Source organism: bacterium, assembly GCA_030530825.1.
GTDB lineage: Bacteria > Patescibacteriota > Saccharimonadia > Saccharimonadales > Saccharimonadaceae > Nanogingivalis.
In genome coordinates, this window is the sequence record JAUMUF010000001.1 from 331,510 (window position 1) to 356,588 (window position 25,079).

Here is a 25,079-nt window from a genome sequence, read left to right on the forward strand (position 1 = left end):
TTAGCATATTTCGAGATTAAAGTAAAGACAAAATTAAGCATCCTAAACCCGCTCACCCTCGCGCGCACGATTCGCCCATTCATCCGCCATCTCGTTGAATTCATGCCCAGCATGGCCTCTTAACCACTTGATCTCTGCGTGAGAATTTTGATAAAGTTCAAAGAGAGGCTTGACGATATCCAAGTTTTTGATCTCACCTGATTTCTTTTTCCAGCCAGATTTTTGCCAAGCGGGCGCCCATTTTGTCAAAACATTGAGCCAAAACTCGCTATCCGTCCAGATCTCCGCCTCCTGTCTGCTCAATATCTCAAGAGCGGACTTAAGCGCCAAACCTTCCATTCTGATATTAGTAGAATTTTCCTCGCCGCCAAGAAAAATCGGCGTGCCGTTTTCAATCACCGCGAACCCTCCTGGTCCAGGATTAGGGCTGGCTGAGCCATCGGTATAAAGCACTCGCTTTTCAACTGATTTTTGAAAAGACTTTTGCTCCTTCTCGAATTCTTCCAACAAAAACTCCGCATCCGCCAACTCTTCTTCGTTAAAGGTTCCTTCGGCTAATCTAAGAGAAGTTTTATCGTCCAGGCAAATTTCACACCGGCCTTCTTCATACTCCATATCGCCACCATTGACGATTTCGAAATAATTTTTCTCAACTTCCGCCCAATCGACGATATTCCAAAATGCGTCCACATAATCGGCGCGACGATTTTGATAATTCAAATAATACGCGTGTTCCCAGACGTCAAGCCCAAGAATCGCACCCGCCCGATAATCTTGATTTGGTGAAGAATCGATCGTCAGATTTCCGTCAATATCCGCAACAAGCCACGCCCAGCCCGAGCCAAACCGGCCCAAAGCGGCCTGCTTGAATTGCGCCTGAAACTCAGAAAAAGTGCCAAAATTCTTTTCAATAATCGATAAGAACTTGCTCGATGGAAGATTTTGGCCGTCGCTGGCAGGTCGTAGAATTCGCCAAAACAGAGAGTGATTAAGATGACCGCCACCATTATTCTCAATTTTAGCAAGAAGCGCGTGGAAATCTGCGCCAAATTCGAGCGTTTTTCTTTCAAACATGGAACTACTTCTCATTTTAAGCACATTTTCAAGCGACATTTTGGCTATTTCTGGGAAATTCTTTTCCAATTCAGACCACGCAGCGTTCAAGTTGTCAATATATGCCTGATGATGCTTGGTGTAGTGAATTTCCATCGTTTTTGCGTCTATAAATGGTTCCAACGCATCATACTCGTATCTTAATTCTGGTAAATTAAACATTTTTTCCTTCCATAAAATTAACTTTTTCAGCAATCGCCCGCTCGACATCTTCCGAGTTGACAAAATAATCTTCTATATTATCAGGATTGACAAAAATTGCAATTGGTGTAGGATTGGCCAAATATGCCACCAACGCGCCGTGAGTCAGCCCATCGATAGTATCACTGCGGTGGATCTTCTCAATTCCGCCAAATGTCTTAGCCCTAATCATCGCCTTAGCGCGATCGCCATCAATCACTTCAATATCGACAATCTCACCCCAAATCTGCACACCAGTCCGCTTGAGAATGGCCACTCGCTGCTCGTTTTCGCCATCATTCTCAAATGAAATTTGGGGCTTTTTTATTATTTTTTTGACAACAGCAAGCAACAAAACCGCTCCAGCCAGAATCAGCACAAATCCTATATTGCGCCAAAAATCAAACCGCTGAACAACGGCATTTTCCGGATTAGAATTTTCAAAAATAACCGGAACCTTTTCACCGATCTGCGGAAGTTTATCAGTTTTTTCTAAAGTGCGCTGGAAGACATTCGAGCCGATTTCGAAATTTATTATTGGCTCATACTCGATTTTTTCGCCGTTCAAATGCTTTTCAAAAGCAGTAATCTCTGCTTGAATCTTTTGCCAGCCAAGAATATTAGACTTAATAAAGATATCCAGATTGGGCGCAACCATAATTCCACCTAAAATCAGCAATATCGCACCCAGAATAAGACTATTATAAGACTTCATCTTTAGACCCTTCACTTTGCGACATCGCCATTTGTTTAACGAAATCAAGTGCGCTATTAGAAACCGCTATAATTGACTCTTCTTCAACATAAAATTTTGTCGGATTGCGCCGATCGAAATAAACCGGAATCGGAGTTGGACTCTTAAAATAATCGTGCAAATTAGCCTCCGTAATCCGAGTCATAACGCACTTTGTTTCCATATACTGCCCTTGATATTCAAATCCGATGACAACATTGATATTTTCCACATTATTAATCCTAACACCGGTATCCTCAAGCCTAACGATCTCACCATTTAGGATATCGCCAGAACTACGAGCATTTTTGATGGCTTTTTCTTTATTCTTCTGCTTAATAATCGAAGTCGCAATTATCGCAACCCCCAACATACCAAGAGCAAACAATCCACCAGAAATTATCAGCACCGTTGTTGAATGCTCCCTCATATTATTTGGATTCTTGGGGTTATAGACTATTTCCTTAGTCTCGCCAATGTGATATTCTTGACCAATTATGTACGCACCGTTATTTCGATATTCTATACCATCAACAAAGATCTGAAAAACTGGATAAGTTGTGGTATATCTCCTGCCTTTTTTATCGGTATTTTGTTGGGCGTCAATATTCACTACCTTAGCGTTTGTTTTCTTCCATCCAATAATAGACTTATATTCAGCGGTAGAAGAAAATATATAAAAAGCAATAACCATAGGAGTCAACCCTAACAAAATGCTTGTGATTCCCATTTTTTTCTTTCTAGGCTTTCCAGCAATCATACCCATTTGGCCAATCATATTACAAATCTTATCTCCTCAAATTTTAATCTTTATGCTTTAATTTTACCATAATTACACTATTGAAGCAACCAAATAAAACGCCAGCCAAAGCTAGCGTTTTATTGGATTTAAGCAGATTATAGTTCTGCATTTTCAGCGAAGTCGGAAGAAACTTCATTTTCTTCTTCGAAAGCCTCATCTTGCGCTTCCGCATTTCGAGCGCCAGTTCCCACAGGGATCTTGCGTCCGATGATGACGTTTTCTTTGAGACCGTGAAGTTTGTCAACTCGACCAGATACAGCCGCGCCGATAAGAACGCTGGTTGTGTTCTGGAACGATGCAGCAGACAAGAAACTGTCACTGTAAATCGAAACTTTAGTGATACCAAGAAGTTGTTGTTTGAATGAAACAAGTTCTTTACCCTCTGCGGCAAGTTGCTTGTTGGCTTCAACAGCAGCAGCCTTGGATACGATATCACCAGTTACAAAGTCAGAATCGCCAGCATCTTCGATCTGAACTCGGCTAAACATTTGTCGAACGATGATCTCGAGGTGCTTAGACGCAATGTCTTGACCTTGGGCTGCGTAAATTCGCAAAATTTCGTTCATAATGTAGCGCTGAGTTGCTTCGATACCTTTGAGTCGCATCAAATCATGAAGATTGAGCGAACCGATTGTGAGGCGATCGCCAGCTTCGACAAAATCGTTTTTCGAAACTGTGAGAGCGGCTGTATTTGGAATTTGATATTTGACAGCAGATGATTCTGCGGCGGTCAAAATCAACGTATCGCCATTAACTTCAACATTACCATCAAATGGAGCAATGATAGACTTCACGCCATTCTTGTGAGCGATGATGTCGCCAGTTTTCACGAGAGCGCCGGCTTTGACAACGACATTTCGACCATCGAGAGAGATTTTCTCTTTTCGGCCAGTTTGAGGAGTGATTTGGATGATGTTAAATTGTCCGTCTTCCCAAATATCCACAACACCAGCAACTTCTGTAATGTAGGCTTGACCCTTTGGAGTGCGGGCTTCGAGCAACTCTTCAACACGAGGAAGACCCTGCGAAATCGCACCAGATCCAGCAACACCAGATGAGTGGAATGTGTTGAGTGTCAACTGCGTTCCAGGCTCACCAACAGATTGGGCGGCAATCACACCAACTGGTTCTGCGTTTTTAACGAGAAGGCCAGTCGCCATATCGATACCGTAAGACTTCTGCGGGATTCCTGAAAGGTTAGATGTTGAAAGAACGCTTTGGATTTTAACACTTTGGATTTTGTCATCCTTCTCGATGGCATTAGCAATCTCTCGTGTGATGAGTTGATCGGCTTCAATGTGACCTGGAACTGCTTCAGCAGTGAAGCGTCCGTAGAGGCGGTCACCGAATTCGATCATAGTCTCTTTGGTTTCATTACGGTAAATTGCGAAGCCTTCGTCATCACCTTCTTCATCAGCAACAGAGAAGACATCCTGAGCCACGTCAACAAGACGACGAGTCAAATAACCAGAGTCGGCAGTCTTGAGAGCCGTCGAGATAAGACCTTGACGAGCACCACGAGTCGCCACAAAGGCTTCAAGCGATGACATACCGTGTGTGTAATTTGAGCGGATAGGCAACTCGATTTCTCGGTTGGTTGCGTCCACCATAATTCCGGTTAGACCAGATGCAAGACGAATATTGGTTGCATTACCACGAGATCCAGAAACTGCCATCAAACCAACTGGACTGTCAGCACCTTCAGTTGCGACGCGGTTTTTAATTTCAGCGTCAACCTTATCAATTGCTTGATGCCAGTTGTCGATGATCAAGTTGTATCGCTCTTGATCAGTCAAAAGACCTTGGTCATATTGCTCTTGGATCAAAGTAGTCTTATCGTCACCCTCTTTGATGATTTCTGGGATCTTTTCAGATTCATAAACTGTATAATCCTCTTTACCGATAGAAAGACCAGATTTTGTAACAAAACGGAATGACAATCCCTTAATTTTGTCGGCGATTTTAACGGTCATTTCTGGGCCGTAAATCGCAAACATATCAGCGAGAACCTTGTTGATTTCTTTCTTGGTTTGCGGATTGTTATTGTATGGGTAATCGCTTGGCAAGAGCTCATTGAAGAAAACTCGACCGAGTGTTGTGTTGCGGATCTCACCCTTAGCATAAACACGGATTGGAGTTTGAAGCGCAATCTTGCCAGCGTCGTAGGCCATTTCGGCTTCATAAACTGAGGCGAAAGGCTTAACTTCTTTCGAAGCTTCACTTTGCTTTTCGTAAGTCAAGTAGTAGTTTCCGTAAACGACGTCCTGGTCGACAGAAAGAACTGGCTGACCATCGGCTGGCTTCAACAAGTTGTGCGAAATGCTCATCAAATCGCGAGCTTCAGCCTGAGCGGCGTCAGAAAGCGGCAAGTGAACAGCCATCTGGTCACCGTCATAGTCGGCGTTAAATCCGTTAGCCACGAGCGGGTGAAGTTGGATCGCTTTACCGTCAACGAGTTTTGGCTGGAAGGCCTGAATACTTAGGCGGTGAAGTGATGGAGCGCGGTTTAAGAGGACATATTTATCCACGATAACTTCATCCAAAGCGTCCCAAACTTCAGCAGCACCAGCGTCAATCAAACGAGTTGCGCTTCGAATGTTATGCGCGTAGTCTTTTTCAATCAACCAAGAAATAATGAACGGCTTAAAGAGTTCAAGCGCCATTTGCTTTGGAAGACCGCATTGATGAGCCTTAAGGGTTGGACCGACAACGATCACAGAACGACCAGAGTAGTCAACGCGCTTACCAAGAAGGTTCTGACGGAAGCGACCCTGCTTACCTTTGAGCATATCGCTGAGTGACTTGAGTTTGCGTCGACCGCCAGTTGTGTTGGCGCTTCGACCGCTTCGAGAAGCATTGTTGTCGATGAGTGAGTCAACGGCCTCTTGGAGCATTCGCATTTCGTTGCGCTTGATTACCATTGGGGCGTTAAGTTCAATCAACTTCTTCAAGCGGTTGTTGCGGTTGATAACTCGGCGATAAAGATCATTGAGATCAGATGTCGCAAAACGACCACCAGTAAGTTGAACCATTGGACGAAGGTCCGGTGGAATCACAGGGAGAACAGTCAAGCAGAGGCTTGAAGGCTTGATGCCTGCAGATTGCATACCTTCGATAGTTTTGAGACGCTTCAAGATTTTCTTCTCGCGTTGACCTTTGGCCTTTTCTGCTTCTTCTTTCAAAGAATCCACGAGTTCATTGATATCAATCTCATCGAGAAGTCGCTTGATGGCTTCACCACCCATACCAACTTCGATGATTTCATCGTATTCTTCTGGAAGTTCTCGATAGTCAGTTTCACTCATTAGAGAGCCTTTAACGAGGCTGTCGAGTTGAGATTTTTTCTCTTGATATTTGATGTTCAAATCTTCAATTTCTCGAGTTTGCTCTTCCGCCAAAGCCTTGATGTCAGCACCAGGCTCTTGAACGGCGTTTTCATAGCGAAGTTTAATCGCCATTCTTGCAGCAGAATCTTCAGCCTCAAGATCGGCCAAAAACTGCGAGCGTTTTTCTTCATCAACAGAAAGAACAACATAACTTGCAAAGTAGACTACGCGCTCGATATTTCGAACAGTCATACCAAGAAGTAGGCTCATCGCACTTGGGGCGCCCTTCATAAACCAGATGTGAGCAACTGGAGCAGCAAGAGCAATGTGGCCCATTCGCTCACGACGAACGATAGATTTAGTAACAATCTCACCATTTTTGTCGACAGCAACTTCACGGCTTCGGACACCTTTGAGTTTGTTGTCGTACGGATTGATATCTTTGCTTGGTCCAAAGATTTTTTCGCAGAACAAACCATCACGCTCAGGTTTTTGCGTTCGGTAGTTGATAGTTTCTGGTTTGGTCACCTCACCGTGAGACCAGTTCAGAATATCTTCTGGACTGGCCACAGCAAGACGCACAGCATCAAAATCAGAAATCTGATTGGTGTTAACAACCTTGGCCATTTACGCCTCCTCCTTAATTTCATCAATTTCATCAATATCTTGAATATTCATATCATCTTCGAAAACGCCATCGGCTTCATCGAGAATAGTTTCCACAGAGTCGTCTTCTTCGAGTTTGACAGAATTTTCATCCTTATTTCGAACAGAGATCAACTCTTCTGCGTCAACTTGCGCACCTTGATCAAGGAGATCTACGCGAAGTCCAAGACCTTGGAGTTCTTTAACCAAGACATTGAAGGACTCAGGCAACTTAGGACCAACGATTTCGTTATTCTTAATAATACTTTCATAAGCCTTGGAGCGGCCGATAACATCGTCAGACTTGATTGTGAGCATCTCTTGAAGCATATTGGCAGCACCGTAAGCCTCAAGCGCCCAAACTTCCATTTCTCCAAAGCGCTGACCACCGTTTTGTGCCTTACCACCGAGCGGCTGTTGAGTCACCATAGTGTAAGGACCAGTTGAGCGGGCGTGAATCTTGTCCGCAACAAGGTGGTGAAGTTTAATCATATGCATAAAGCCAACTGTTGTTTTCTGCTCGAATGGCTCACCAGTTTGACCGTCATAGAGTTGAACTTTACCATCGCGGGAAATTCCTGCGGCTTCAAGTTCATCACCGAGAGTTTCTGCATCAACACCGTCATAAGTTGGAGTTGCAACTTTGTAGCCTTGAGTTTTGGCAGCCATACCAAGGTGAACTTCGAACAACTGACCAAGGTTCATACGAGATGGGACACCGAGAGGTGACAAAATCACATCAATTGGAGTTCCGTCTTCCATAAATGGCATATCAGCCTCTGGAAGAACCTTCGCAACAACACCCTTGTTACCGTGACGACCGGCCATCTTGTCACCAACCATAATCTTGCGAGCCTCAGCAACGAAGATCTGAATCTGCTTAAGAACGCCAGATCGCATTTCGTGACCGTTCTCTCGAGAGAAAATCTTCACGCCGATGACTTTTCCGCTTCCTGTGTTCTTCATTCGAGTTGAAGTGTCGCGGACATCTTTTGCTTTCTCACCGAAGATTGCTCGAAGGAGTCGCTCTTCGCTTGAAAGTTCTTGCTCACCCTTTGGAGTGATTTTTCCAACAAGCACATCACCAGGCTTGACCTCTGATCCAACTTGGACAATTCCATCTTCGTCCAAATGTCGAAGTGCATATTCGCTGGCGTTAGGAATATCGCGAGTGATAACTTCTGGGCCGAGTTTGGTTTCTCGAACTTCAACCATATAGTCTTTAATGTTGATATTGGTCAAAGCGTCGTTTTTAACAAGCCGGTCAGAGATGATAACGGCGTCGTCCATGTTGAATCCGCCCCAAGACATAAACGCCACACGAAGGTCACGACCAAGCGCGAGTTCGCCATCTTTGATTGATGCGCCTTCCGCCAAGATGTCGCCCTTCTTAACCTTTTGGCCACGAGAAACAACAACTTTTTGGTTGTAGCAACGATCATCCGCGGTTTTTTCGAAGTGCTTGAGTTCGTAAGATTTCTCGCCAGATTTGTATTTTACAGTAATAGTATTGGCGTCGGCTTTAGCAACTTCACCGTCTTCTTCAGCCAAAATAATTTGCGAAAGGTTGCGGGCAATGTCAGCCTCAACACCAGTTCCGACAGTTGGCGCTTCAGACCAAAGAAGTGGCACAGCCTGCTTCTGCATCGAAGAACCAGTTAGCGCGCGGTCGATACGGTCGCGCTCGAGGAAAGGAATAAGCGACGCAGCCGCACCAAGAACTTGGCGGTGAACGGCGTCCATCAAAGTAACTTCGCTGGCTTCAACCTGAGAAGGAACAAGGTTTTTTCGGGCAGAAACTTGTTCTTCGACAAAGGAGCCATCATCATTCAACTTGGAGCCTGCGTCAGCAATGATTTCTTTAGCCTCAGTTGCAGCGTCGAGATAGACAACTTCATCTGTAACTTTACCATTTTTAACACGGAGATATGGCGCTTCAATAAAGCCATATTCGTTAATTCGAGCAAAGGTTGCAAGGTTGGTCACAAGACCCACGTTGGCACCTTCTGGTGTTTCAACAAGACAAATTCGACCGTAGTGAGTTGGGTGGCTGTCGCGAACTTCAAGACCTGCGCGGTCGCGAGTAACACCACCAGGACCCATTGAAGAAAGTCGGCGTTTGTGAGAAAGTTCAGAAAGCGGGTTAGTTTCATCCATAACCTGCGCCAACTGAGATCCAGCAAAGAATTCTCGAACTGCAGCAACAACTGGGCGCGCATTAACAAGTTGTCCAGGGGTCACGCTCTCAATGTCGGTCAAAGACATACGGTCCATCGCGTTTCGTTGCATCCTGAGCATACCAACACGGAATTGACGCGCAACGAGTTCGCCAACCAATTTAACACGGCGATTGTCAAGACTGTCGATGTCATCAACTTCACCCTGAGTATTGTTGAGACGGATAATTTCTTTCAAAATTGCGTAAAGGTCTTCCATCTGGAAAGTTCGATTTTCAGGAGTGTTGGAAGTCTCAAGATTGAGTCGCTTATTGATCTTGTAACGACCAACTCGACCATAGTCATAGCGCTTAAAATCGAAGAACATTCGCTCAATCATCGAGCGGGCGTTGTCGATTGTAGCCAAATCACCTGGACGAAGTCGGCGGTAAACTTCAATCAAAGCCTCATTTGGACCCATCGAGTTATCTTTTTCAAGAGTGGCTTCAATAAATTTAGTCTCGCCATTATCTGTGTCCTTGAAGATATTGCGGATTTCGCCGTTACCAATTCGAGCCAAAGCACGGATAAGAGTTGTAGCAGGCAACTTACGACGGCGATCAATCTTAACATAAATCACACCCGTCTTTGGGTCGGTTTCAAATTCAAGCCAAGCGCCACGAATAGGGATCACCTTTGCGCCATAATAATTTTTACCATCAACGCCAGTTTCTGCGTTAAAATAAACACCTTCTGATCGAATCAACTGAGAAACAACTACGCGTTCCGTTCCGTTAATGATAAATGTTCCCTGATCTGTCATCCAAGGGTAATCACCAAGGTAAATCTCTTGTTCCTTGATCTCGCCAGTAACTCGGTTGGTCAATTCAACCTGAACATGAAGCGGAGCCTCAAAAGTGATATTGTTTTCTTTTGCAAAATCCTTGGTAGTTTTAGGATCTTGAAATTCATATTTTTTGAATCGAAGTTCCAACTTTTGACCGGTGTAGTCAGCGATTGGATTCAATTCACTAAAAATCTCGCTCAAACCAGAATCAAGCATATCTTTCCAAGATTCTTTTTGGTGAGCAATCAAATCTGGGGTCGCCAAAATATCGTCGTGCTTGTTAAAAAACACTCGACCCGCGGCGTTTGTTCGCTTTTGCGCCATTTTTCTCCTCGCTTTAAGTGTTATTAGAATCGGCCCGAAGATTCTCCGCCTGCGTTTTTCGAAATCTTGCCATCGTTTTCGAAAATCTCCTCGCAGACACACTACTTCTTATCGCCCATTTTATCACAAAAAATCAATATTTTCAAGAGAAAAATTGCGGAAAATTTATGAATTTCCACAGATTTTACGAGTGGGTTATTTTTCGGATTTTCCGCAGGCTCGCCGAGGACTTTTCGAAAAATAACTCATTCACCAAACGCTGAAATTGACTTTTCTCACCGTTTATTCTATAATTAGAGTATATTTAGCACCTTTCATTTTTAAGATTATTGAGAGCGTGTTTTAAGGAGGAAAATCTTATGAAGAATTTACTTAAAAAACTCGCTCTCGGAGCGATTGTTATGTTGTCGATCGGCGGAAATGTCGTTCATGCTAACACTGATGAACTTCGAAATCAGTTGAACGATATCTTCAAGGATACGCCGCTTGTCCAGCCGGAGCAAGTCGAATCTTGGACGGAAAAAGGCAAAGAAAAATGGTCCGAAATCCGTGACAAGGCACGCGAAAAATTCCCCGAGTGGAAGGAGCGCGCCGCTGATACTTTTAGCGAAAGCAAGGAGTGGATCAAGACCTACTCCGACGCCAAAGGCATTTCAAGCGTGCCGGCGGAAGGATTTGCGTTCTTCGACCAAAATGGCGATAAAATCACCGAGCAGATCTTTGTCGCAGCGGAGAATAAAACTGTCCGCCGCCCAGAGATTTACTTCACTCGGCAAGATGGCTCTCGTCTCGAGAGTTTCACCTTCGAAGATGTTTTTGATGAAGTTAACGCGACGCATCGATTTTTAAGAATCACCAGCCCACGAAAAATTCGCTCGCGGATTTTTCACTCCTTCGACATTTTCAAGGATAGCGCCTACTATGTTTGGGCAGAACTTGAGTTTGAAGGTGTGAAAATCGTCCGCCCCGTGCCAGTTTCGAAAGAAACTTTCAAGGCTCTCAAAAAGTCAGCCGAAGGTACGGAGTTTAAAGCGCTATATCAGAAGTAGTGCTCACACCAACCCCATTTCGACAGAGATGGGGATTTTTATTTTATAAAAAACGCCCACCAAAGTGAGCGTCGAGATTTTATTCTATCGCAATCATTTTGTTGCGCATAGGAATAATTTTATCGGAAGATTCTCGGCAAGAATTTAAGATCTCCTTAAATTCATCTTCATCAATCCTACTAAATAGCAAGTCTCTTGCCACAACAATGATCCGCCCAAGGAAGAATTGATCCAACTTTTTGAATAAGGTAAGAATTTTTTCAAACTCCCGATCGTTAGAAACCGACAAGAGAATCGCAAGCTCCTTCAGCTTGCTCTTCTGTAAAGAATTAGCCTCCTTGCGATTGATTTTGGCAATATTCTTCTTGATTTCACCAATCAGCTCTTCAAGTCGAACATTTTTGCCTTTCGAAATAAGAAGTAACTGATAGAAATCGTTAGAAAAACCATTCCTCGCAAGCATCAGGACCTCCTCAGCAGTAATTGAGCTGTCATAGATAAGCTCATACCGCGTCCGCTCATCAAAGATATTGCGGAATTCGACCAGATACTTGGCCTTTTGTTGATCGATTGGCTTTTCCGCCAGAAATAAAGTTTTATTATAACCGATAAGCGCCAAGAAAATTTCAATCTGGTATTGTTCTTCTTTCAGCTCGAAGAGATCTTTTTCAAGATATTCGCTAATCTCAGGAAATTCGGTCTGAAGTTCATTTTCGACAAAGTCCCGAATTCTCGCAGCAATAATACTGCCAACATTAGAGAATTCTTCAAGCTTGCGCATTTCTGCATCAAAGCCAATCTGAAGAGAGCGAGAGAGATTGATTTGTGCCATAAAGCACCTCCTAAATTTACTAACAGCTCGCGCGAGCCATCGTTCAGTCAAATTTTAACATTTTATCGCAATAAAGTCAAGATTAAGCAAAATAAAAGACGACTTCAAGTCGCCTTATTACTTCGCTACAACTCTTCTCTTGAAGAGTTTGGGGAAGTTTTTCTTTTTGAGGGTTCCGCGGTTTTTGGCGATGGATTTTAGAATCCCCTTCATCACCTTATCGCCACGATTTTCATCAAAATCATACTCCGACAAAAGTTGCTCAGCCTCCAAAAACGCAAAATCTTTGAGATTAACGCGTGATGCCAACACAACCTGAATCGTGCGGAGCTTCAGCTCAATATCTTCAAGGCGCTCCTGCTGCTGGCTGAATTTATCAAATTCTTCATCAATAATCTCGGCGACACCCTGATCTTCATCATCGTAATCTTCTTCCGCCATCATAATCCGCTCAATCTTAGCATCAACTTGCGCCGCGCAAAATTTAGAATAATTGACAACTTCACAAAAATTGACAAAACAGCTCTCGAGCGACATCTCAAAGATCTCCGTAAATCGACACTTTAACGCGCTAGCGCAAAGTTCCGACTCTAAAGCCTCATCCCATAGCTCTTGACTCTCAAAAAACTCCGTCCAAGCGCTCAGATCATCTGCAATCTCGGTCAATCTACCGCCAAATTCGACAGAATTATCAGGATTTTTAGCCCAACTTTTAGCTCGAAGGATCGCAATTCTCCCATTTAGTAATTCAAACTCATCTAAATTGCGCGGATCTTGGCTTGATAAATCATGGATATATGTCGCTAAAATCTCACAATGATCACCAAAATAAACGCCCTCTCCTCGCTCAATCTCCTCCAGAATTTCCAAAGTGCGAAAAAGCTCCTCGATATCTCTATAATTGGCGAGTTTGATCAGATTTACAATCCCTTGCTTGACAGCGTTGATTTTATTGCTATCCAAGTCCCGCTCCATTTTTAGCAGAACCTCCTGAACTTTTTCGCTCATAATTTCACCCCTTTTCTAATTGAAAACGCCCGTCCATAAATTCATCCTTGGGGCGCGCCCAGATAGTGTCGTCGGTTTTATCAACACACTGGTAGTTCAGAAAAATTGATCCTGTGGCATCGATTTTACTCTCAAACAGCAAGCGATACCTTTCGCCCGTCTTCATATGACGATAAATCGCGCCGATTTTAACCTTTTTTAGCGGCGGAAATGGGTTTTCACCAAGAACTTCTTCAATCATCGCTTTAATTTCAAGCGAACAGTCGTCCTCTCTATCCGGCTCAACTTCACCTCCATAAACTAAAAAACTCACGGTTTCCCGCATATCGACAAAATAAACGCTCAAATCCATCTCGCGAAGACTCTTCGGTACGGCGGAAATCCGCACTCGAGCGCCAAATTTTTTATGGATCACTCCTATAATCTGCCGCTGAATCGGCGAGTAATCGTGCGAGCCCTTCGCAATTTCATCTCTGATTGGCTCCATACAACTTCCTCCTTAAAGTGCTTTCGAAATTTCGAAATAATATGCGCATATCTTACCACACTTTTCTCAAATAATCAACAAAATCAACCCGCCGTTCAACGAGTTGATTTTATATATGCGATGGTTCAAAGCTATTATTTTATTACTTCGAGTTGAGTTCGACAAGGCGGTCGACAGCCTTTTCGGTCAGGATTTGGTTAGCGAGATCGCTTCGAACGGCATCGCTTTCGAGTTGTTTGAGCGCGTCTTTGTTCTTGCCGTATTGAAGTTTGAGTTGCGCAATACGAGCATCAACTTCTTCCAAGGAAGCCTCGATCTTTTCCGCTTTGGAGAGTTCCGCCAAAGCAAGACCGGCCTTAACACGAGTTTCTGCCACCTGTTTTACATCTGTTTCTAGCCATTCGTCACGAGTCTTGCCCATTCTTTCAAGATACTGCTCAAGCGAAAGTCCAGAGTAGAGCAAATTTTGGTTCATATCAAGTTCGATCGAGCGCTTTTGGTCTTCGAGCAGAATTTCTGGAACTGGAACAGTTGAGATCTCAGCAAGTTCCGCCACGAGAGCGTCCTTAAATTTCTCATCCGCTTCGTGATTTTTGCGTTCGAGAAGATCAGACTCAATCTGTTTTTCGAAGTCTTCTGCGGTCTTGAAATCTCCCAATTTCTTGAGAAGTTCCGCGTCAAGTTCTGGGACGACACTCTCTCTAACTTCGTGGATTTTTACTTCAAAAACAACTTTCGCGCCAGCGAGATCTTTTGAGTGATAATCTTTCGGAAATTCGAGGTCAAGCGCGAGTTCTTCGCCGGCTTTTTTACCTACAAGACCATCTTCGAAGCCAGGGATAAAGGAGTTGGAGCCAAGTTCGAGCGGGAATTTTTCCGCTTTTCCGCCATCAAACGCCACGCCGTCTTTTTTGCCCAAAAAGTCAATCAAAACCTCATCGCCGTTCTTGGCAGCACGATCAACTTTTTCTTTTTTGGCAAAGTTTTTCTTGATCATTTCAAGAGTTTCTTTGATTTTCTTTTCGGAAACTTCGACCTTGTCTTTCTTAGTCTTTAGTTTTTTGTAATTTCCGAGCTTAACTTCTGGCAAAATTTCTGCTTCCGCCGTGAATTCAATCTCTTGACCAGGCACAAACTTGGTGATTTCAACCTCTGGTCGATTAAGTGCGCGGATTTCCTCCTTCAAGAATGCCTCAGCGACAGCCTTCGAAATCGCATTTTCCATAGTTTCATTAGTCAAAGTGGCAGGATCGATATTTTTCGCAACCGCTTCAAGAGGCGCCTTGCCCTTTCGAAACCCACTTACTTTAACATCTTTAGCAAGTTTTGTCAAAGCAACTTGCTCCGCTGCGGCAATTTCTTCTTCTCCAAGAGAAATCGTCAAGCGAACTTTTACATCTGAAATTTTCTCAACTTGTGTCTTCATATGCTTTCTATTTTATCACGAAAAAGATTTTTTAGCAAAATTCGAACAAAATAAAAAAAGCCCGAAGTATTAAACTCCGAGCGAAGATGGATCAGTCATAATTCTCTATATTGTCAGATTTAAAAATATACAAAACAATCAGCGCAAAGATAAAATAATAGCCAACCCATAAAAATACTAAATTCCAACCAGAGATTGACAAAAGCATCATCAAAACGATGGGAGTAAAAAACCACAAAATAGTAAAAAATGCTATAACTTTACCGAGATGATCAATAAGCTTATCGCCAATTAAATGCGAAAATCCAAACATAATGCCTATAAGCATAATAGAAACAACCAATCCGCCAAAAAATGAAAGAACTAAACCCATAACCCACCTCCAAATTTTATTTTCGAAGTTCTGAATATTGAGAACTTCAAATTTTGAATTATGATTTCGAAAATAATTTTATCAGATTATTGCTATTTTGTCAAATTATGGCGACGGACAAATTCATACATCACGATCCCGCTCGCCACGCCAACATTAACACTGCGAGTTGAGCCAAATTGCTCGATCGCCACCATCTTTTCACAAGAGTCAATCATCTCTCTTGACAAACCATCGCTTTCATTGCCGAATATAAGGACAGAATTTTCTGGCAATTCCGTCTCAGAAAGATTCTCGGCGCCATTCTGATTATCAATGGCTATCATTTTTAAGCCAGAATTCTTCGCCCAAGAAACAAAATCCTCGACCGTCTTATGATGAAAAACATCCATATAAGCCTCTGTTTTCATCGCGCCGCGGCGATTCCAATGTCGACGCCCAATGATATGAATTCCGCCAGCATTAAAAGCATTGGCGTTGCGAGCAATCGTACCAATATTAAAGTCATGCTGGAAATTTTCTATTGCAACATGAAAACAATTCCTTGATTTGTCAAGGCGAGATTTAACCTCTTCCACACTCAACCCCTTAAATTTATCAATAAGATTGCGTGTATCATTTTGTGGAGTTAAGTTATTTTCCGCTTCGGACATTCTTGACCAACTCTTTGGCGTTAACCAAGCCTTTGACGCCTTTGTTCAAGATGTTATTAGGGTCAAAAATTTCTCGAACTTCGTCAAAAACTTTAAGCACATCGTCATCCAAATATCGCGCCACAAAACTTCCGTAAATCCTGCCCTCACCCGCACCAAAGCCGAATTCCCCATCGACAGTCGCAAGAAGCGCGTTGAGATCTGTGATAAATTGGAGAGCCTTACGCCTATCGCTCACCTTGGAAAAGTCAAATTCTGCCAAAATCTCAAACACATTAGTCAAAGCAGAGCCTTGAACGGGCGCCGGAATGCTATGCTTAAGCGCCAATTTCTGAAGCCCAAGATAAAATTGCTCAAATCGCTCAAGAGGCACATAAACACCTTGAATCGGATAAATCTCCTCTTTAATAACGCCTGCACGACTGCGCAAAATCTCTCGCACATCACGGATAGTTTCAAGTTCCGCCTTTTCAGCCTCGCTATCATCAGGAGCCCAAGTTGTCGCCCCATCAAATCGCTCCGCCAGACCCTCAATTTTCTTAAAGGTCTGCTTAATCTTTTTCGAAGTTTTATCAGAAATTCCAACCACCAGCACAAGTTTAGTAGCCAACTTTTTCGAAACGCGGTCAAGATAGAAGTCGTATTTTTTCCCGCTCGCCACAGCCGCTTCAAACATTTTTCCATCGAAAAGTTCAATAATATTGGGCTGGAATTTTTTACTTAGATCAATAAAATCGCGCGCATCATCCCTATTAGAAAACGCCACAACCATAAATTTAGTCTCATCAACGATATATTCAGCACGGAAATCCGCCTCTGTAATCACGCCAAGCGTTCCGAGAGAGCCAAAAAATAGCGGAGTAAGGTCAAAACTTCCATCAGGTAATTTAACCTTAGTAAGACCGTTATAGCCATAACTAGCATCGGCATCAATTTTGCTGATAGCACTTTGGCTTTCTTCAATCAAAGCATCGAGTTTGCGGTAAACTTCTCCTTCAAAATCTTGCTGCGCCAACTTTTCACCAAGTTCCTTTTTACTAATTCTGCCCGTTTTAATGACCGAGCCATCACTCAGAATAACTTCAAGGCTTCTGGTAACATCTAAAAGTGTCCCGTGATTGAATTTCTCGCTCGGAAGATTCATCGCGATCGCACCGCCAACAGTTAAGCGCTCGCCAGCGGGGCTCGACAGAATACTCATCGCCTGAGATGCAATCGCCAAATTTAACTTAGAAAAATTAGCCCCAGCCTGAACTTTAACGCTTCTCGTTCTGATATCGAGTTCTTTAACATTATCCATATGGCGAGAGATATCCAACACGATACCATTGGTAATCGACGAGCCATCAGTGCTTCCGCCAAAACCGCGTGCAGTCACGGGTATGTTATGCCCCTTTTCTGCTAACTGCCAAGAGAAACGCATGATTTTGCGAATATCATCCGCGATTCTCGGAAAGACAACCAGATTTGGCTGGATTTTCAAGATGCTTCTGTCTGTCGAAAAATTCCGCAATCGCGATTCGCGCGCAGAAACTTCGCCCAAAATATGTCCATTTAGATATTTCGCAATTTTACTCATTGCCACCATTTTATCACAAGCGCAATCAAAAAACAAGAGCGTTTTATTTTGCGCAAAACCCAATTTATGATAAAATAGAGTCATGTATTCTCGAGCAACGCCTTTGGAGGGCTTTGACAAAATCATCGGCACGCATCAAAAAATCGACCGCGCCGCATTTTTAACATTGAGAAAATTACGCAAGCAGACATTGCCTCAGTCCAAAATCCACTTTCCGAGTATTGAAGAAATTTTACGATTCGAGGGCTCCGGCGGTCCAGACGGTATAAAAACCAAGTTGCCGGGCAAAGATGAGCCTTGGCATTTTGTCGACCCTTACGGCGACAATTCGCAAATGAAAAATTATGTTAAAAACCATTTGGAAAATTTGTCAAATGCTCTCGTTGAAAAAAATTATGTTCGAGCAAGTTTTGAGGCGGGCTGGATGGCGCACGCAATTACTGATGCGCTAACCCCTGCTCACCAGTATCCAATGGAGGACAAAATCATCGAGATTTCTGGCAAACACCCCAGCGAGCGCGTTAAACTCAATCAAAAAATGTTCCTTCCGGGAGAAACCATCCGTCGTCGCCTCACCAACAACTGGAAATATCTCGGGCCTAAAGGCGTGATGTCCTCACATATGCTTTACGAGATGGGCGTGGCAGTTCTCATTACCTCAATCGCTCCCAAAAGATTCTCAAAAACACCTCCAGAAGAAGAAATTCAGCGCTTGATTGACGGCAATTTTATAACACTTTTTGAAGAGAAAATCAAATTTGTCGCAGACCAGCGCCATTATCAGCGTTTTATCAAAAAAGGCTGGAATTCTCGCCTTGCCCGCGAAACCAAAACCGTGCTTTTGCCAGAGATCTCATCCGTCGTCGCGCTTGCTTGGCTTGAAGGTATACGCCTCGCGGAAGCCAAACTTAACACCAAAAAGGAAAAATTATGAATATTCGCTTAATTTCTGGAATTTTCAAAAATCACAAAATCACTGCACCAAATTCTCGGCAAACCCACCCGATGAGCGAGCGCGTGCGAAATGCGATTTTCAACTCAATCCAGCACCAGATTCCAGAGGCAGAAGTCTTGGACGCTTTTGCAGGAACAGGAGCGCTGGGGCTTGAGGCAATTTCTCGCGGGGCAAAATCCGCCACTTTTATCGAAAAAAACCGTCTCGCGCAAAAGATTTTAGCAGAAAACTTGACAATTCTTGACAAAAATGTTGAAGCAGGCTCCGCAAAACTCATCCGCGCGGGCGTTTCTGGCTGGCTCAATTCTACCCAAAGCCAGTTCGAAATTGGTGAAGTCACAGAAATTCCAACCTTCGATATCATTTTTACTGATCCACCTTATTACGACCCCCAATTTCCAACTATCGAGCGCCTCGCCGAGCGACTTCGAAATGGCGGAATTCTCATTCTTTCTCAGCCCAAAGAACTGGAAGATTTCTCCGCACCAAATCTACAAATCTTAAGCCAAAAAACCTACGCCGGCGCCAAAATTATCATTTTCGAGAAAAAATAAAAGCCCCAATTGGGGCGGAAATTACTCCCCAGATTGACGCTTCATATATTTAATCTGAGATTTCAAATCACTAATTTCGGCTTGCCTAAACATGATCTTAGTAGCAAGCATATCGCGAATCATAATTTCAGTAAAAAATGAAACCATCAAGGCAATCATCGTCGCTACAAGAAAATCAGTCTTAGTGAACTTCTCCGAGAGCAGCTCCCAAGTAATAACTATAGCGGCTTTAACCCAAATATATCTAATGAACGAATTGAGCAGTAGCCACCGTGTAATCCAACTACATTTTCCGTAGATTTCTTCAAAGTCTTTCATAAAAAGACCTCCTTCTGTATTTTTTAAGCAAACCAGAATCTAATTTTGGAATGTGCTAATAGAAAATATAACATATTAGAACGCTTTTGTCAATTTATCTTTATTCTTTCTCGAAAAGATTTTGGAGAGAAATCATCACCGGCAAAATAATCAGAAAGAAAATCTCAACTTGCGGAGCAATCACAGAAATTACTAATATCAACACAATCCATATAAAAGTCAATAGCATTCTGAGCGCTTGACGCCTACGACCATAACTTTTGTGAAGATTATGAAACAGCCCCGAGCCATCCTCGCGAGAGGAAAGATAAATCCAGCGAAGGCAAAAATCATTAAAGATATAAGATAAGGCGTAGCAAAATGCTGGCAAGATTTCTCCCGGAAAACTAATAATCCACTTCATCAAAAGAGGAATTAGCGATAGCGAAAACAGATAAATCATATTCTTCCAGATGAAAGAGTTGCTTACTTTTTCAACTCGCTCCAAAATATGATGGTGGCGATTCCATTGCAACCCCACAACAATAAAACTGGCAAAATAAATCAAAATAGAAAGCCCAAAAGTGGCGATTTCGGCCGTATTGCTCATAGATTTTGGTACGGGAATCTCCAGCACCATCAGCGTAATAATAATCGCAATAAATCCATCCGAAAGTCCAACAAGACGATCTTTGGAAATTTTTCCACCTCTGTAAATTTCATGAATTCGCCCCAACGGCGCAGTCAACTTCTTCTTCATTTTTCTCCTAAAATTAATGCTTATGCTCAATATTTTAGCAAAATTTGACGCAAAAATCAATCTTTCAAAAAAGAAAACACCCTCGATATAAATCGAAGGCGTTTCTTGGTTGCTTCGAGATTAGCCTCGAGCAAAGTGCGCAAATGCGCGGTTGGCTTCTGCCATTCGGTGAGTATCTTCTTTCTTCTTGAAAGCAGCACCGGTTTCGTTGTAAGCGTCAACGATCTCCAAAGCAAGTCGTTGGCTGTAAGGCATACCTGAGCGTGCGCGAGCAGATTGTACAAGCCAAGAGAATGCGTAATGAAGTTGTCGGTGACCAGCAACTGGGAATGGAATCTGGTAGTTAGCACCACCAACTCGGCGAGATTTAACTTCGAAAGAAGGTGAAACATTCTTCAATGCTTTTTCAAAAACTTCCAAAGGATTTTCGCTTTCAAGTCGGCGAGCAGCTTCTTCCAAGGCTTTGTAAACAGCCTTTTCTGCTACCAATTTCTTACCGTCAAGCATAGATTTGTTGATAAGTCGTTGAACCAAGATTGATTGGTATTTTCGGTCTGGGTTCAATTCTCGTTGTAGTTTTTTGGTTACTTTGCGTGGCATAGATTATTTCTCCCTCTTCGCACCGTATTTCGAGCGACCTTGTTTTCGACCATTTACACCTTGAAGGTCCAAAGCACCACGAACGATGTGGTAACGAACACCTGGAAGGTCAGGCACACGTCCACCGCGGACAAGCACAACTGCGTGCTCTTGAAGGTTGTGACCTTCACCACCGATGTAAGCCCAAACTTCGTGACCGTTAGTTAGACGCACACGAGCAACTTTTCGAAGCGCTGAGTTAGGCTTTTTAGGTGTTTTAGTTGTAACTTTGACACAAACACCGCGCTTAAGTGGGGCATTTTGTGCGTAATATTTGGTTTTTAGTGCGTTGTGAATTCGTCCCAAGGCTGGCGATTTTGATTTTTTCGCAGCAACCTTACGAGGCTTTCGCACTAACTGATTGATTGTTGGCATCAATTCTCCCTTATTAAATTTATTATTTCGAAGTCGCCAGAGTGATAAATTCCTTCAACTTCGCCTCATATTTCTTCAAAACAGCATTTTCGAAGAAATGTCTTTACCTTTTTGCTTTCGAAATATCCACACACGAAATCTCGAACCAAAAAGAGGAAACTCACTAGATATTTTAGCAAATTTCCTCCATAAAATCAAGTATTTTGCTTATTTAACTTGAAAACTCTTCCCGAGTCTGGTGTAATCTTGGTTGATCGCATTGTGAGACTCTGGATTTTGCGCAAGAGTAATGAATTGAATCATTTTCCTGCCACCCGCCGTATCGATAAAGAATGCTCGATAAAATGCTTTTTGCTTAAAATCTTCACTCTCGAAAATCAACTCGCGAGACACATTTCCGCGGAATTTATCAGAATTTTGCGAGATTATCTTCATCTTGGCAAATTGTGGTGAACTGGAACCTATGTTTTTAATCCCCTCGTCCAATGCTTGACTAAGACCAGCTTCATCCAATGATCCAAATACTGGACTTTCCGCCTCGAATACGGTAGTCGCAGATCCAGCAGAAGCACAAATTAACGCATAGCCCTCAAGTTGAGCTATACCATTATCTATATCCTGTTTAAGAGGAGAAACGCAGGGCAATTCTACTGTGAACGATCCTTCATTATTGGCATATTTATAATATTTTTTACCAGAATAAAAGTTATCTTCGAATGAAGGAGATTCTTGGTGTTGGCTATGGTCGCGATTCTTCACACTTGAACCAATCTCAGAATTTTTACTTGATATAAATAATCCGACAACAGTAAAAATAGAAACAAGCACAATATATAGAAGCATCGTTACAATTCCCCAGATAAAGCTTTTCTTGACTTTACCAGAGGCATCTTGGTCGTTCTTTACGGCAGGCTTAATTGTAATAAAGTATAGTAAAACACCAATCCAGCCAAGCCCAATAGGAGCGAAAAACGCCGCCCTTTTAGCCGTTTTTAGAGTTTTTGGGTTTTGGCTTGAAAATTTGATCAAGAAGACAATTGAGGTTATAAAAAACGCAATGCCAACGATCGAAATTAAAATCATTAATAAAATTGGTAAAATTTCCATAAATTCCTTTCTTTTTATGGTTTAATTATAGCACGGGCGGGCAAAATTTGCTATACTATTTTTATGAAATCATCACCGCAAAAAATCATCGAAATGGAAAATCGCCTCAATAAAATAGTCGATATTTTGAGTAGGCTGGAAGCAGATTTGGACGAATTTGAAAAAATCAAGAGCGAATTTGATATTTTAGAAAAATATTATAAAAGTAAAGATTGGCAAAATGACTTCGAGGCGGACGAGAGAGGAGAATTTCCGCACGATTTACCTCGCGGGGTTTTGAGCGAGGACGAAATCTGGAACGCATTGGCGATCCGCGATGAGATTTTAGACAAGATGAAGCAAATTTCATACAAAAGATAAAATCAATCTTCAACTTCAAAAATCTTAATCTTAGATTTCTTGCCCTTTCGAAGCGAGATTTTGCTCTTCGAAACGCCACAGAACTCCGCTAAAATCTCTTGTACGGCCAAATTTGCCCGTCCATCAACCGCCGGCTCGCGCGTAAAAATCTCCAAAATTTCACCAATTTCATCAGAACTTTTAGCAACCATCGGGCCCTTTTTAGAGTTGGGTTTAACTCGAACACGAATTTTCATTCTTCAATTATAACACCTAAAAAATTAATATTAAAATTTTATTTTAGGGATGATGTATGCTATAATTTAACTGTTATGAAAAAATATTCCAATAAGTTATACTGTTTTTCGCCCGGCGTAATGCTTGTGACTTTTTTGTTTGAAGTTTTTGCGGCTGGGGTTGCACTTTTTCGATATAAAAATTCAGAGACTAGACGGCTGATCGTGTATATCTTGCTTGCGCTGGCGGGATTTCAGGCTGCAGAATTTATGGTCTGTGGTGGATTTGGCTGGACTGGTGTTGAGTGGGCGCGATTTGGTTACGCGGCAATCACCCTCTTGCCTCCGCTCGGGTTGCATCTAACCCACAAAATCGCTGGACGAGAATCTAAAAAATTGGTGCCATTCGCCTATTTTACAATGATTGCGTTTATTGTATATTATATCTTCGTAACTAATGGCGTTGCACTCGACCATTGTCGCGCCAACTACTCAGTGTTTAATGTTCCGCAAATCGCATCTTGGATTTATGGTTTATACTATTACGGCTGGATGATTGCTGCAATTTTTATCGGATTCAATGCAATAAAATCAAATAAAAATCAAGAGTGGAATTTGCCAACAAACAGAATTTCTGCGCTCAAATATTTGATGTTTGGATATCTGGCGTTTATTCTGCCGACGACCTATGTTAATATCATCGATCCACAAACTATTGAGGGTATTCCATCAATTATGTGTGGTTTTGCGATAATTATGGCGATTGTTTTGCTTGTCTCTGTCGCTCCTCGTGTTCTCGAAAAGAAGTCCAAATAACACTTTATTCTAACAAAAATCGCTCGATGTTTTATCGGGCGATTTTATTTTTGGAGGATTCTGATCAAAGTTATTTTTCCCAGATTGTGCCGCTTGGCGTGTCTCGAATCGCAACTCCATAAGCAGATATCTCTTCTCTAAGGCGGTCGGATTCTGTCCAGTTTTTTTCACTTCGAGCAGAATTTCTTGCGATAATTAATCTCTTGACTTCTTCCGTAATATCTTGTGTAGTTTTAAGCAGGTCCAAGCCCAAAACTTCATCCAAAAAATCAAGAAATTCGAGCAAATTATGGTGCGATAGTTTTTCTAAAGGTGCTTTTGAAATTTCAGCAAAAATCTTATCTATCTCCGACAGTGCCTTGGGCGTATCAAGATTGTTGTTCAAGATTTCAAGAATGAAATTTTTAGCGGCAAGTGATGGAAGTTCACCATTCTTACCTTTTATTTGATGGCGCAGTCGAGCAATATTTTGCCAATTTTCCAAGCGATTTTGGGCAGCCTGAAGACTTTCGAAATTGAAATCTCCACTAGTCTGGTAGTGACTTTGCAGAACAAGCATCTTAAAATCGAGCGGGCTAAAACCTCGTTCCGCTAAATCGACCAAAGAATAGCCATTACCAAGACTTTTACTGATTTTCTTACCTTCAACCATCATATGGTTACAGTGAAGCCAGAAATTGGCGAATCTCTCTCCAGTATGTGCCTCACTCTGAGCGATCTCATCAGTGTGGTGAACAGGAATATGATCGATACCGCCAGTATGTATATCTAGCGTGCCGCCGAGAGTATTGAGCGCAATAGCGGAGCACTCAAGGTGCCAGCCAGGAAAACCCTTTCGACCCAAGTAATCCCACTCCATATCACGCCGAGCGTCTTTCGGCGACCATTTCCAAAGAGCAAAATCCGCCAAATTGCGCTTTTCTGGATTAAAGTTAACGCGCGCGCCAGCCTTGAGATTTTCAAGGTCGAGCCCAGCAAAATCGGCGTAACGCGGAAATTTTGAAGTATCAAAGTAAATTCCGTCAGAAGTCTGATAAGTAAAGCCTTTAGCAGTCAGGTCATCTACGATCGCAATTTGCTGAGAGATAAAATCTGTCGCTTTGGACAAATTTTGGGGCTGAATCAAATTAAGTGCACGCATCCCTTCGATAAATTCATTGGTATAAAATTCTGCTACTTGCCAAGCAGTTTTGCCTTCACGGCGGGCGCCTTTCTCTAGTTTATCTTCGCCATCATCTTCGTCAGAAACAAGATGACCCACATCTGTAATATTCATAGTTCTATTGACTGTCAAACCATTGGTGACAAGAGTCCTAACCAAGATATCCCAGTAAATATAAGCCACCCAGTTGCCAATATGGGGCGTAGCGTAAACCGTAGGTCCGCAAGTGTAAATCTTAATATTCTGCGGATCCTGCGGAATGAAAGTTTCTATTTGTTTGGTTGGAGTGTTGTAGAATTTTATCAT

General features: G+C 42.6%; 24 protein-coding genes and 1 pseudogene. 5 read left to right on the forward strand and 20 right to left on the reverse strand.

The features are described from left to right. Positions 1 to 42 precede the first annotated feature (42 nt). The 6 genes and pseudogenes from Q4A21_01820 to Q4A21_01845 form a co-directional block, all read right to left on the reverse strand. The gene (locus Q4A21_01820) at positions 43 to 615 is read right to left on the reverse strand and encodes a ribonuclease H (protein ID MDO4902275.1); all 573 of its coding nucleotides are present in this window, start codon (positions 613 to 615) and stop codon (positions 43 to 45) included. 24 nt (positions 616 to 639) lie between these two features. Next, positions 640 to 1,275, reverse strand: a pseudogene (locus Q4A21_01825) (superoxide dismutase). Continuing rightward, complete coding sequence (locus Q4A21_01830; protein ID MDO4902276.1) at positions 1,268 to 2,008, reverse strand: DUF3592 domain-containing protein; 741 nt, start codon at positions 2,006 to 2,008, stop codon at positions 1,268 to 1,270. The pseudogene Q4A21_01825 and the gene Q4A21_01830 overlap by 8 nt, the downstream one beginning before the upstream one ends. Further along, complete coding sequence (locus tag Q4A21_01835; protein ID MDO4902277.1) at positions 1,995 to 2,804, reverse strand: DUF3592 domain-containing protein; 810 nt, start codon at positions 2,802 to 2,804, stop codon at positions 1,995 to 1,997. The genes Q4A21_01830 and Q4A21_01835 overlap by 14 nt, the downstream gene beginning before the upstream one ends. A 119-nt stretch (positions 2,805 to 2,923) precedes the next feature. Then, on the reverse strand, positions 2,924 to 6,781 hold the full coding sequence (rpoC, locus tag Q4A21_01840; protein MDO4902278.1) for a DNA-directed RNA polymerase subunit beta': 3,858 nt from the start codon (positions 6,779 to 6,781) through the stop codon (positions 2,924 to 2,926). Further along, complete coding sequence (locus tag Q4A21_01845) at positions 6,782 to 10,126, reverse strand: DNA-directed RNA polymerase subunit beta (protein ID MDO4902279.1); 3,345 nt, start codon at positions 10,124 to 10,126, stop codon at positions 6,782 to 6,784. Between the two features lie 359 nt (positions 10,127 to 10,485). Between Q4A21_01845 and Q4A21_01850 the strand changes: the two genes are divergently transcribed. Further along, entirely contained in the window at positions 10,486 to 11,175 is a 690-nt protein-coding gene (locus Q4A21_01850; protein ID MDO4902280.1) for a hypothetical protein, read from the forward strand. A gap of 79 nt (positions 11,176 to 11,254) precedes the next feature. On the opposite strand, the gene Q4A21_01855 is transcribed toward Q4A21_01850, so the two are convergent. The 7 genes from Q4A21_01855 to Q4A21_01885 all read right to left on the reverse strand — a co-directional run bounded on the left by Q4A21_01855 (position 11,255) and on the right by Q4A21_01885 (position 17,533). Continuing rightward, entirely contained in the window at positions 11,255 to 12,007 is a 753-nt protein-coding gene (locus tag Q4A21_01855; GenBank protein MDO4902281.1) for a hypothetical protein, read from the reverse strand. Positions 12,008 to 12,124: 117 nt separating this feature from the next. Next, positions 12,125 to 13,015, reverse strand: coding sequence for a hypothetical protein (locus Q4A21_01860; protein MDO4902282.1), 891 nt, complete (start codon positions 13,013 to 13,015; stop codon positions 12,125 to 12,127). Positions 13,016 to 13,019: 4 nt separating this feature from the next. Beyond that, the gene (locus tag Q4A21_01865) at positions 13,020 to 13,502 is read right to left on the reverse strand and encodes a hypothetical protein (protein ID MDO4902283.1); all 483 of its coding nucleotides are present in this window, start codon (positions 13,500 to 13,502) and stop codon (positions 13,020 to 13,022) included. A gap of 142 nt (positions 13,503 to 13,644) precedes the next feature. Next, a complete protein-coding gene (gene tig, locus Q4A21_01870) occupies positions 13,645 to 14,928 on the reverse strand; it encodes a trigger factor (protein MDO4902284.1) in 1,284 nt (427 codons plus the stop codon). A 91-nt stretch (positions 14,929 to 15,019) separates the two neighbouring features. Then, positions 15,020 to 15,301 carry a hypothetical protein gene (locus Q4A21_01875; GenBank protein MDO4902285.1) on the reverse strand — a complete coding sequence of 94 codons (282 nt, stop codon included), beginning with the start codon at positions 15,299 to 15,301 and terminating at the stop codon, positions 15,020 to 15,022. 92 nt (positions 15,302 to 15,393) lie between these two features. Beyond that, positions 15,394 to 15,954: a TrmH family RNA methyltransferase gene (locus Q4A21_01880; GenBank protein ID MDO4902286.1), complete on the reverse strand. Its 561-nt coding sequence runs from the start codon at positions 15,952 to 15,954 to the stop codon at positions 15,394 to 15,396. Next, on the reverse strand, positions 15,935 to 17,533 hold the full coding sequence (locus Q4A21_01885; protein ID MDO4902287.1) for an FAD-binding oxidoreductase: 1,599 nt from the start codon (positions 17,531 to 17,533) through the stop codon (positions 15,935 to 15,937). The genes Q4A21_01880 and Q4A21_01885 overlap by 20 nt, the downstream gene beginning before the upstream one ends. A gap of 82 nt (positions 17,534 to 17,615) precedes the next feature. On the opposite strand from Q4A21_01885, the gene Q4A21_01890 reads away from it, so the two are divergent. Both Q4A21_01890 and rsmD read left to right on the forward strand, forming a co-directional pair. Beyond that, positions 17,616 to 18,467 carry a zinc dependent phospholipase C family protein gene (locus Q4A21_01890; GenBank protein ID MDO4902288.1) on the forward strand — a complete coding sequence of 284 codons (852 nt, stop codon included), beginning with the start codon at positions 17,616 to 17,618 and terminating at the stop codon, positions 18,465 to 18,467. Next, positions 18,464 to 19,042, forward strand: a complete 579-nt coding sequence (gene rsmD, locus Q4A21_01895; GenBank protein ID MDO4902289.1) for a 16S rRNA (guanine(966)-N(2))-methyltransferase RsmD — start codon at positions 18,464 to 18,466, stop codon at positions 19,040 to 19,042. Before Q4A21_01890 ends, rsmD begins: the two co-directional genes overlap by 4 nt. Before the next feature lie 21 nt (positions 19,043 to 19,063). Here the strand turns inward: rsmD and Q4A21_01900 are convergent, their stop codons facing one another. From Q4A21_01900 to Q4A21_01920, 5 genes are all read right to left on the reverse strand, one after another. Beyond that, positions 19,064 to 19,360 carry a hypothetical protein gene (locus tag Q4A21_01900; protein MDO4902290.1) on the reverse strand — a complete coding sequence of 99 codons (297 nt, stop codon included), beginning with the start codon at positions 19,358 to 19,360 and terminating at the stop codon, positions 19,064 to 19,066. A gap of 100 nt (positions 19,361 to 19,460) precedes the next feature. After that, on the reverse strand, positions 19,461 to 20,099 hold the full coding sequence (locus Q4A21_01905) for a TMEM175 family protein (GenBank protein MDO4902291.1): 639 nt from the start codon (positions 20,097 to 20,099) through the stop codon (positions 19,461 to 19,463). Between the two features lie 120 nt (positions 20,100 to 20,219). Further along, positions 20,220 to 20,699 carry a 30S ribosomal protein S7 gene (rpsG, locus tag Q4A21_01910; GenBank protein ID MDO4902292.1) on the reverse strand — a complete coding sequence of 160 codons (480 nt, stop codon included), beginning with the start codon at positions 20,697 to 20,699 and terminating at the stop codon, positions 20,220 to 20,222. 3 nt (positions 20,700 to 20,702) lie between these two features. Then, the gene (rpsL, locus tag Q4A21_01915) at positions 20,703 to 21,113 is read right to left on the reverse strand and encodes a 30S ribosomal protein S12 (GenBank protein ID MDO4902293.1); all 411 of its coding nucleotides are present in this window, start codon (positions 21,111 to 21,113) and stop codon (positions 20,703 to 20,705) included. A 207-nt stretch (positions 21,114 to 21,320) separates the two neighbouring features. Next, complete coding sequence (locus Q4A21_01920) at positions 21,321 to 22,220, reverse strand: hypothetical protein (GenBank protein MDO4902294.1); 900 nt, start codon at positions 22,218 to 22,220, stop codon at positions 21,321 to 21,323. A 63-nt stretch (positions 22,221 to 22,283) separates the two neighbouring features. Here Q4A21_01920 and Q4A21_01925 point away from each other — a divergent pair, with 63 nt between their 5' ends. Beyond that, complete coding sequence (locus Q4A21_01925) at positions 22,284 to 22,580, forward strand: DUF4298 domain-containing protein (GenBank protein ID MDO4902295.1); 297 nt, start codon at positions 22,284 to 22,286, stop codon at positions 22,578 to 22,580. 2 nt (positions 22,581 to 22,582) lie between these two features. On the opposite strand, the gene Q4A21_01930 is transcribed toward Q4A21_01925, so the two are convergent. Further along, positions 22,583 to 22,816 carry a DUF167 domain-containing protein gene (locus Q4A21_01930; protein MDO4902296.1) on the reverse strand — a complete coding sequence of 78 codons (234 nt, stop codon included), beginning with the start codon at positions 22,814 to 22,816 and terminating at the stop codon, positions 22,583 to 22,585. A gap of 75 nt (positions 22,817 to 22,891) precedes the next feature. On the opposite strand from Q4A21_01930, the gene Q4A21_01935 reads away from it, so the two are divergent. Continuing rightward, positions 22,892 to 23,611: a hypothetical protein gene (locus Q4A21_01935; protein MDO4902297.1), complete on the forward strand. Its 720-nt coding sequence runs from the start codon at positions 22,892 to 22,894 to the stop codon at positions 23,609 to 23,611. Positions 23,612 to 23,681: 70 nt separating this feature from the next. Here Q4A21_01935 and cysS read toward each other — a convergent pair whose 3' ends face one another. Continuing rightward, the gene (gene cysS / locus Q4A21_01940; GenBank protein ID MDO4902298.1) at positions 23,682 to 25,079 is read right to left on the reverse strand and encodes a cysteine--tRNA ligase; all 1,398 of its coding nucleotides are present in this window, start codon (positions 25,077 to 25,079) and stop codon (positions 23,682 to 23,684) included.